This window comes from Flavobacterium psychroterrae (assembly GCF_018380615.1).
GTDB lineage: Bacteria > Bacteroidota > Bacteroidia > Flavobacteriales > Flavobacteriaceae > Flavobacterium > Flavobacterium psychroterrae.
In genome coordinates this window covers 1-9,514 of sequence record NZ_JAGYVZ010000052.1, presented here as the reverse complement: position 1 = coordinate 9,514, position 9,514 = coordinate 1, and the positions used below count along the sequence as shown (strand labels likewise).

General features: G+C 31.9%; 9 protein-coding genes. 5 read left to right on the top strand and 4 right to left on the bottom strand.

The genetic code is table 11. The annotated features are described in order from the left end of the window. Window positions 1-311 precede the first annotated feature (311 nt). Together KHA90_RS24660 and KHA90_RS24655 are read left to right on the top strand one after the other, a co-directional pair. Window positions 312-713 (top strand): helix-turn-helix domain-containing protein, encoded by a 402-nt coding sequence (locus tag KHA90_RS24660; protein WP_213308140.1) that lies wholly within the window; start codon window positions 312-314, stop codon window positions 711-713. A 329-nt stretch (window positions 714-1,042) separates the two neighbouring features. Beyond that, window positions 1,043-1,501, top strand: coding sequence for a DUF5362 family protein (locus tag KHA90_RS24655; RefSeq protein WP_213308138.1), 459 nt, complete (start codon window positions 1,043-1,045; stop codon window positions 1,499-1,501). Between the two features lie 117 nt (window positions 1,502-1,618). Here KHA90_RS24655 and KHA90_RS24650 read toward each other — a convergent pair whose 3' ends face one another. From KHA90_RS24650 to htpG, 4 genes are all read right to left on the bottom strand, one after another. Continuing rightward, on the bottom strand, window positions 1,619-2,335 hold the full coding sequence (locus KHA90_RS24650; RefSeq protein ID WP_213308136.1) for a DUF4369 domain-containing protein: 717 nt from the start codon (window positions 2,333-2,335) through the stop codon (window positions 1,619-1,621). A gap of 131 nt (window positions 2,336-2,466) precedes the next feature. Then, window positions 2,467-3,297, bottom strand: a complete 831-nt coding sequence (locus KHA90_RS24645) for a hypothetical protein (RefSeq protein ID WP_213308134.1) — start codon at window positions 3,295-3,297, stop codon at window positions 2,467-2,469. A gap of 147 nt (window positions 3,298-3,444) precedes the next feature. Continuing rightward, on the bottom strand, window positions 3,445-4,710 hold the full coding sequence (locus KHA90_RS24640; RefSeq protein WP_213308132.1) for a patatin-like phospholipase family protein: 1,266 nt from the start codon (window positions 4,708-4,710) through the stop codon (window positions 3,445-3,447). 204 nt (window positions 4,711-4,914) lie between these two features. Next, window positions 4,915-6,813 (bottom strand): molecular chaperone HtpG, encoded by a 1,899-nt coding sequence (gene htpG / locus KHA90_RS24635; RefSeq protein ID WP_213308130.1) that lies wholly within the window; start codon window positions 6,811-6,813, stop codon window positions 4,915-4,917. A gap of 202 nt (window positions 6,814-7,015) precedes the next feature. Between htpG and KHA90_RS24630 the strand changes: the two genes are divergently transcribed. From KHA90_RS24630 to KHA90_RS24620, 3 genes are all read left to right on the top strand, one after another. After that, window positions 7,016-7,516, top strand: a complete 501-nt coding sequence (locus KHA90_RS24630; RefSeq protein ID WP_213308128.1) for a lipocalin family protein — start codon at window positions 7,016-7,018, stop codon at window positions 7,514-7,516. A gap of 18 nt (window positions 7,517-7,534) precedes the next feature. Then, on the top strand, window positions 7,535-8,230 hold the full coding sequence (locus tag KHA90_RS24625) for an OmpA family protein (protein WP_213308126.1): 696 nt from the start codon (window positions 7,535-7,537) through the stop codon (window positions 8,228-8,230). Window positions 8,231-8,335: 105 nt separating this feature from the next. Continuing rightward, window positions 8,336-9,286, top strand: coding sequence for an ABC transporter ATP-binding protein (locus tag KHA90_RS24620; RefSeq protein WP_213308124.1), 951 nt, complete (start codon window positions 8,336-8,338; stop codon window positions 9,284-9,286). Window positions 9,287-9,514: the final 228 nt, after the last annotated feature.

Here is a 9,514-nt window from a genome sequence, read left to right as displayed (position 1 = left end):
TGCAGAATCTTTTAATGCGAAAATTAAAGCATTTAGATCTCAATTTAGAGGAGTTAGAAATGTAGATTTCTTCTTATTCAGATTATCTAATCTTTTTGCTTAATCCCCAACTTTTGCACCTGATCCATTTTGTTAAGTATAAAGTTTTGTTTAGTTTGTGATTTCTCCTTGCGTCGAAATGACAGGATTGTGCTTTAAAATATAAATCAAAATATACTTCTCCGAAAAATTATATTTTTATCAGTATTTTACATCTTTAAATATGTTTTTTACATATTGCCGTTATTACACTTAATCATTATCTTTGAATTATGAGCACACTAACAAAACCAAATCATATAGGGCGAAAAATTAGCCGTATTCGTGAACTTCGAGATATGAAGCAAGAAGCATTGGCGCAAGCTTTGGGAACAAATCAACAAGCTATTTCGGCTATTGAAAATAGCGAAACAATTGACGATGAAAAATTAATTGAAATTGCAAAAGCGCTTGGCGTAACTGCAGAAGCAATTAAAAATTTCTCGGAAGAAAATATGATTAATTATTTCAACACATTTCATGATACTGATTTTAGCAATAGTCAAGGAGCTTTCAGTCAAAATCATGAATGTTCATTTAATGCGCTTGATAAAGTTGTAGAACTTTATGAGCGTTTGGTTCAGGTTGAAAAAGATAAAATTGAGTATTTAGAAAAACTACATAATTTGAAATAATATTCTAAATGAAATTATAATAAATGAGAGGCTCTGTTAGAGTCTCTTTTTTTGTTTAGGACATTATTTACGTTGTAGCATAATTACTTTTTGATATTAAATTAGATAAATAATAGTTGTCATAGGTAATTCAATTATAAAATTAATTCGTGCAAATTCGTGCAATTTGTGGCAAAAAATAAAGTTCCTTCCGCTATCTGCAACAAACCGTTAAATCTGTAATGTAATTTCTCCCTTCGGTTAAAATGACAAATTATAAGTAATGTTAAAATAATTGTAACAATATTTTTCTTATGTTTGCTTCTTAACCAAAACAAAATAATATACAAATGGAAGAAAGTTCAGTTTTTGAAAAATTTGAGTTGCAGCTCAATGAATCTGCAAAAGGCTTTTTAAGAGAAACCGCAAAATGGGCTTATTTTTTATCCATTGTAGGCTTCATCGGGATTGGGCTTTTGATGATAGGTGCAATTTTTGCAGGAGCATTTTTGGCAACAATGGGATCAATGATTCCTGGTGCAAATGCTATGGGAAGTTCTTTTGGAGCAATAATTGGTGTTTTGTATTTTATTCTTGCAGCAATTTATTTTTTTCCAGTTTATTACTTATTCAAATTTGCTTCTAATGCAAAGAAAGCTTTTAGAGATAATGACACTGAAGCATTGACCAATTCTTTAGAATACTTAAAATCGCACTACAAATTTATTGGTATTTTTATGATTGCAATTTTAGTATTGTACGGATTAATTTTTGTGTTTGCAATATTAGGATCTTTGATGGGAAGATAATACCAGTAAAATTACAATCTTTTTAAAACCCAAATTCCAATTTTCAAACTGGAATTTATACATACAAAAAACGTCCTGAAGATTCAGGACGTTTTCGTTTATTATATAATCTTAAAGTTATTTTTTTTCTTCCTTTTTAATGTCAGCAACGTATTTGGTTAGTTTTTTTCCGTAAAGAGATTGCGCAACTTTAGGAGTCATAGATTTTTGAATGGTATCGAGGAATTTAACATTGATATCATAAATCTCGGCTAAGGCAATATAAGGTGCTATTTCGTGATCTTTATTGTTAAGTGCGAAGTTTGTAGCATACAAGTATTTTCTTTTAGTATTAGATTCTTGTTTTGCTGTAATGCTGTCAATCGCTTTTTGATTTTGACTTTTTATTGCATTAAATCTTGATTCAACCATAGAAAGGCTTTCATCATTAAAACGTGAGTTTATTTTTTTATATTCTTCGTATAATTCCTGATTTTTAGATCCTGTAATTTTCGCACCAAAAATAAAATTATCTAAGTTCGTGTCGATGTTAACATTTCCAGGTTCTGCAAAAAACATTATATTATTATCCAATGAATTAGTTACACCACGATCAAGGTACAAGTAAAGCATTTCTGGAGATTCTAGTTTTAAATCACTTTCAAACGAGGAATTTCCGTCTATTTTAATACTGTCAATAGCTACAAGAGCAGTATCAACAACTCTTTGAATGTATAAAGTCCCGTTTTTTAATCCTTTTATATTTCCTGTAAGGTGTAAACTGTCGGTTGATTCTTTTTTGCTGCAAGATGCTAATAGTGCAATTGTAACAAAAGCAATAATTGATTTTTTCATTGGTTTTTTAGATTTTGCTGCAAAATAAAGAAAATAGTTTGAATGTAGTATGTCGTGTTTCAATTTTAGTGAAAAAATAAATCCCAATCTATTTCTAAATTGGGATTCTTGATTTTAAGCAAATTATTATGTTACATTGATAAATTAAATGATGTTCCGTTTTCGTTGGTGTACGTGTATGTTTTATCACAATCATTGTTTCCATAATCAACAACGCCGTTTAAAATTCCGCCCTGAATTTTCAGTCTTCCTTTAGAGATAAAATCGCACGAATATTTTTTTATCAGCGATTCCTGGACAGTTAATGTTAGTGTTGCTCCGTCTTTATCTGTAACTGTATGAGTTCCTTCAGGCATTTCATAAACGTTGTCTTCTAGTACAAATGGCGTATCAACACCGGCTGTTTGTTTTACTGTAACTGTTCCGGAGTTTAGAAAAACTCTTCCTGCTAAATCAGTAAATTTTCCGTTGGTTACTTTTCTGCTAAATTGTGGTACAGTGGCAACACTTGTCGTATTTACATATTCTATTGTTCCTTCCAGTTTTATTCCGCTTAACGAATAGTTGATTCTTTCTACGGTCATTTTACTTCCTGTTGTAGTTACAGGGCCGGAAAGTGTAACTTTTAGTTTTCCTTTTCTTGCCAATTGGTTATCAACACACCCTGCTGTTCCATAATCTATTGTAAATACCTTTGGATATGATTCTGCACTTTGTTGCGTAACTGTAATTGTACCGCAAATTCCGGGAGAAGTTTCGGTTGTTTTTCCAGTTGCAGATGGTTTTGACGAAACTTGTAATGCGGTTTTTATATCCATTTCGGTACTTGCATCAATTGCAATCGATGCGCCAATTGAAGATACATCAGCTTGAGTCGTTTTGTCGCTGTCATTGCTGGAACAAGAAACGTAGGTAAGTCCTGTTGCGCAAATGGCTAATAGTAAAATAGTGGTTTTTTTCATAATAGTTTTGGTTTTTTGTTTGGGGTTAAAAAAGCATTTAAATGTAATAAAAAAATCGAATCACAGTAAAAAAATCCTGTAAACGGAGCTTACAGGATTTGTAAACGTGTTTTTATGTGATATTGTTTTACAAAGTGATTGATTTTTTTAAACCGTTTTATAATATTCGCTTTTGGCTTTTCTGATTTTTTTGTATTCTTCCCAGTTAAACTTCACAAGAAATTCTGAAGCTTTTTGAGCGCCACGAATAAAAAGATCAATTTTTGCATCTTCGGTAAGATTAAAATTGAGCCAGTTGTGACTTCCTGTATCAATGTATCCAATTAAATTTTTGAAGTCCGGATTTTTTCTTAAAAATTCTGAATCATAACCATATCTCGCCGTATCGAACATCGAACTAATTACGTTTGTGATTTTTTCATTTTTATTGATTTCATTTTTATCATATCCCAGTTTAACACCAAAAGTAGGAGAGGCGGGAACAGTCAAATTTTCGTGGAAAATATCAATTGGGAAATTCGAAATAATTCCTCCATCCATAAACATAACTTCCAGCGGAACCGAGGTTCTTAAACAAGTTGCTTCATTCCATTTATTCCAGGCATCGACTCCGCCCGGAATATTTGTAATTTTAAACGGAGTAAAAAATAACGGAATAGACATGGAAGCTCGCACAAAATCAGCAGGATTTTGAACATCAGGATTTGAATAAAATAAATCGATCATTTTAGGAAAAACAATTTTACTTTCGGTAGTAATATCTGCTGCAATTATCGCCATTTCGCTCCAATGATCCGGTCGGCTGTATTCTTCTTTATCGCCCAAATTCACTTTATTAATTCGGTATAATTTATTTTTATCCGAAACTCCTTTTAATCTAAGAGCTTTTAAATCAGCATAATTTTTAATTCCTTTTTGCGAAAGCAAGTTTGTCATCCATTGATGGAAATTTTTTCCGGGATTTAATCCAAGATCATCTTTAAAATTATCTACAACCTGACATCCTTTCATAATTAGTTTTAGATTGCCGGAATCACTCAATAAAGCATCGATAAATTCCTTCGCATCGTGATCTCCGTCAACAAAATCATACAAGTTTTTATTGCACAAACAGTCTAATATCCATTCTGATTTTTGAATATCAATTGTGCCAGCCGCCGCCATTAGCATGGTATTTATACTTCCGGCAGATGTTCCTGCTAAACTCAAAAACCGAATACCCATTTGTTCTAAAATATAAATGTAGCCAACTAAAGCGATTCCTAATACGCCGCCGCCTTCTTGTACTAAATCAACATATTGGCAATTATTTGCATCTACAATATCTGAGAAATTCTTATTCTTAATTTGGTCTTTTAGTTCCTTGATTATCGTCAAAATTTCTCCGTTCTCAGTAAATTTCTTTTTATCCATGATTTTGTATTTAAATGTTGATAATCAGTTATTTATATTTATGGAGAAGTAAAATTATAGAAAGAAATTTTGGTAGGAAAGGGGCGAAACACCCTTTTTTTAAAACGATTTAAAATCAAAAAAATGGATTTGATTAGAACAAAAAAAGCCCCGTAAGTTTAACTTACGAGGCTTAGGACAAAAATAACTTTATGTAGTTATTTCTTATTTGATCATTTCAAAACTTCTTTTTACAAAAGCAGTTAAAGCTTCTCCTTTTAATAGGTTTTGCGATAATTTAGCTAAATCTAAAGCTTGTTTTACTAAATGTTCCTGATGTGTTTTGTCTTCAGTATTCAAAATACTCGTTGCTAAATCAGAATTTGTGTTTACAACAAGATTGTACATTTCAGGCATATTTCCCATCCCGAACATTCCGCCGCCACCAGACTGACTCATTTCTTTCATTCTACGCATAAATTCAGGTTGCGTGATAATGAACGGAGCAGCTTGGCTATCCATAGCTTCTAGTTGTACACTATATGCTTTAGGGATATAAGATTCTAATGAAGTTTTAAGGGTTTCTTTTTCTTCATCTGATAATTTAGAAATCGTGTTTTCATCTTTCTTGATTAAATTATCAATATGATCAGAATCCACACGAACAAAAGTTACATCTTTATTATCACCTTCAATTTTTTGAATCAAGTGAGAGATAATAGGAGAATCTAAAAGTAATACTTCGTATCCTTTTTCTTTTGCTGTTTCAATATAAGAGTGTTGTGCATCTTTGTTTCCGGCATAAAGAACAACAAGTTTTCCGTCTTTATCCGTTTGGTTGTCTTTAAGTTTCTCTTGTAATTCTTCAAGAGTAAAGTAAGTATCATCAACAGTTGGGTATAAAAAGAAAGCACCTGCTTTTTCGTAGAATTTATCTTCAGAAAGCATTCCGTACTCTAAAACGATTTTAATATCGTTCCATTTAGCTTCAAAATCAGCACGATTTTCATTGAATAATGCTTTTAATTTATCAGCTACTTTACGAGTAATGTAGTTAGAGATTTTCTTAACGGCACCATCTGCTTGTAAACCAGAACGGGAAACGTTCAACGGGATATCCGGTGAATCGATAACTCCTTTAAGCATTGTCAAAAATTCAGGTACAATTCCTTCTACATTATCAGTAACGTAAACCTGGTTTTGGTACAATTGAATTTTGTCTTTCTGAATTTGCATGTCTGAACCTAATTTAGGGAAGTATAAAATTCCAGTCAGGTTAAACGGATAATCTACATTTAAATGGATGTTGAATAACGGATCTTCAAATTGCATTGGATACAATTCTCTGTAAAAGCTTTTGTAATCTTCATCAGATAATTCAGTTGGCTGTTTTGTCCACGCCGGATTTGGATTATTGATGATATTATCTACTTCAACTTCAGTAAAAATATTATCTACATCTTCAGGAGCCACTTGTTCTCCCTTTTTTTGTTCTATTTTTTCTGTTCTTGTTCCAAATTTAATTGGAATAGGCATAAACTTGTTATACTTATTTAATAAACCGCTAATTTTTGAATCTTCTAAGAAATCAAGTGAATCTTCGGCAACGTGTAAGATGATTTCTGTACCACGTGAAGTTTTGTCAGCCGGTTCTAAAGTAAATTCCGGGCTTCCGTCACATGTCCAGTGCGCAGCTGGCTCATCTTTATATGATTTAGTAATGATTTCTACCTTTTCTGCAACCATAAATGCAGAGTAGAATCCAAGTCCAAAATGACCGATAATTCCAGAATCTTTAGCAGAATCTTTGTACTTGTCAAGAAACTCTTCGGCTCCTGAAAAAGCAACCTGGTTAATGTATTTTTCAACTTCGTCAGCTGTCATACCTAAACCCTGATCGATGATGTGGATTTTTTTACCCTCTTTGTCAATTTTGATCTCTATTACAGGATTTCCCAATTCTACTTTAGCTTCGCCAATGCTTATTAAGTGTTTTAATTTTAAAGTAGCATCCGTACCGTTGGAAATCAATTCACGTAAGAAAATTTCGTGATCGCTGTATAAAAACTTTTTGATTAAGGGAAAGATGTTTTCTACCGAAACATTAATTTTACCTGTTGTCATATTATTTAATTTATTAGTTTAAAGTGATGATTTTCATTTCTTCAAATAGAATACCAATTGTTTTTTGAATGACAAAATGGCGTAAGTGTTAATTTTGAAAGAAAATAATTAGATTCTAAAACAAAAGTTTCGTTATGAATTGTATCTTTGTTAAAATAATAATTGTTAAATAAGTAAGTAATAACTTAAAAAAATGTACAAAATGAAGAAGATTCTTTTCATTTGCATGATCGCCACGATGTTATTCGCGTGTAAATCAGCTTCGACTACAGCTTCACCAGAAGCGACTCCGCTATCGACTAAACTTGACAGACCTACTCAAGTAGCTATTAAAGGAAATTGGGTTTTAACTAATGTTTCTTATGCAGGTTCTGAATATATCAAAGTAACATCTTTTGATCTTGCCGATTCTAAATGTTTTATTGGAAGTACCTGGAATTTTATTTCTAATAATAACAAAGGAACAATGAATTTAACTGCACCAAGTTGTACTGCATTTACTTCACCAATTGTTTGGAGTATTAACAATCAGGGACTTTTTGTTCTTAAAATTGTTAATCCGGGAACAAAATCAAAAAATGTTAGAGATGGTTACTTGCTAAAAGTTGCCGGTTTAACTGATACATCATTTCAGTTGATCGATAATATTAATGTTGGCGGACAAGTTAAGGATGTAACTTACCAATTTCAAAGAGCAAATTAAAAAATAAAAATATACAATATGAAAAAGATAACAGTTTTAGGTTTGAGTAGTTTACTTGTTTTAGTAAGTTTCTTTGCAAGTTGCGATTCAGTAAAAAACGCTAATAATACACAAAAAGGAGCCGGAATTGGAGTAGTTGCCGGTGGTTTAATTGGTGGTATTTTAGGAAATAATTTAGGAAAAGGTGGAAACACTGCTTTAGGAGCTGCAATTGGAGCTGCTGTAGGTGGTGGAACTGGTGCTCTTATTGGAAACAAAATGGACAAACAAGCCCGTCAAATTGATCAGGCTTTACCAGGTGCATCTGTAGAAAGAGTTGGAGAAGGAATTCACTTAACTTTAAATGAAAATTCTGTTCGTTTTGATACTAACAAATCAACTTTGACTCCTCAGGCAAAAACTAATTTAGATAAATTAGTTTCTGTATTCAATGAGTATGGAGATACTGATATTCAAATTTTTGGTTATACTGATAACACAGGAAAACCAGAATATAACTTAACACTTTCAGGACAAAGAGCGGCATCAGTGCAAGCTTATTTAGTTGCAAAAGGATTAAAATCAAGCCGTTTTAAAACTTCAGGTTTAGGAATTGCTGAACCTATTGCTACAAATGATACTCCTGAAGGAAGAGCGCAAAACCGTCGTGTAGAGTTTTCGATCACTGCAAATGACAAAATGGTAAATGATGCTAAATCTGAAGCTGGAAAATAAGTTTCAAACGCAATAAAATTTCTTAAAAGCTGTTTCATAATTGAAGCAGCTTTTTTTTGACTTTAGAAATTAAACATTGTAAATTTGACCTTTCAAATACAACCCATGCTCGACATTCAAAATATCTCTTTTACGTATACCGATACTCCTGTTATAAAAAACGTTTCCTTTACTATAAATAAAGGAGAAAATATTGCTATTATTGGCGAAAGCGGCTGCGGAAAAAGCACGCTTCTTAAATTAATGTACGGCTTATATGACTTAAATGAAGGCAAGATTTTTTATAATGAAAAGCCTGTTTATGGTCCTAAATACAATTTGATTCCCGGAATGCCTTTTATGAAGTATCTGGCGCAGGATTTTGATTTGTCTCCTTTTGAAACAGTGGCCGAAAATGTTGGTAAATTTCTTTCCAATGGTTTTGCGAATATGAAAAAACTGCGTGTTCAGGAATTACTGGAAATGGTAGAAATGGAAAACTTTTCAAATGTAAAAGCTAAGTTTTTAAGTGGAGGTCAACAACAAAGAGTTGCCCTAGTAAGAGTTCTGGCTTTAGAACCGGAAGTAATTTTATTAGATGAACCTTTTAGTCAGATTGATGCTTTTAGAAAAAATGCTTTACGCCGAAATTTATTCAAATATCTAAAACAAAAAGGAATCACCTGCATTATTGCAACACATGATAGTACTGATGCTTTGTCTTTTGCAGATCAGGCAATCGTGATGCGAGGTGGAGAACTTATTGTAAAAGATGATCCGATAAAAATTTACGAAGATCCTCAAACTAAATATGTGGCATCGCTTTTTGGAGAAGTAAATGAATTACCAACTCATTTATTGCTTTCTTATGAAGATGAAACACATAAAACTTTGGTTTATCCGCATCAATTTAAAATGGTTGCAGAATCTAACTTGCCGGTAAAAATTAGAAAAACTTATTTTAGAGGAAATCATTATTTAATTGAAACAGTATATAAAAGACAATTAGTATTTTTTGAAAGTGAAATAGATTTGCCTTTGGATCAGGAAATATTCTTAGCATTAAATTATCTGTAATTAGATAATTTGTCAATTAGAAAATTAGATAATTTTTATAGAAGTTAAGAGTTTAGAATTAATTGAGAAACTCATAACGTTTAAATAATAAACCCGACAAGTTGAACTGCCCCCAAAAAGTTAGACACTATTTGGGGGCATTTTTATGGAAAAAAGAGTAAAATATGATTATGAGTTTAAGCTTGGCTGTATAAATAAAGTTTTAAAAAACAACATTCCAGTTTATTC